Here is a 232-nt window from a genome sequence, read left to right as displayed (position 1 = left end):
AACTAGTGGTTCCACCACCCCTTCAGGCGGGCTTTGGTGCGGCACCCACGGTTACGGCCGATACGTTCGACACTTCTGTTGCGAAGGTTCTTTTGTCGGGCAGAAAACAGACCATGACGCCGGTAAGCGAAGGGACGGCTACGGGTACCCTAAGCGTCTATCATGCGGTCGAAGGGGATCAGAGCACGCAATTCACCATCCGTGTCGTCCAGCATCTGAACAGCACACCGAC

General features: G+C 57.3%; 1 protein-coding gene. It reads left to right on the top strand.

Annotated features, from left to right (window positions below; all coding sequences use genetic code 11):
- Nucleotides 1-232: hypothetical protein (locus tag KVT34_RS31365; protein WP_217563403.1), on the top strand; the 232-nt coding region annotated here is incomplete at both ends.

Source organism: Paenibacillus sp. GbtcB18 (assembly GCF_019091125.1).
Classification (GTDB): domain Bacteria; phylum Bacillota; class Bacilli; order Paenibacillales; family NBRC-103111; genus Paenibacillus_F; species Paenibacillus_F chitinolyticus.
This window is presented reverse-complemented; position numbering and strand designations above follow the sequence as displayed.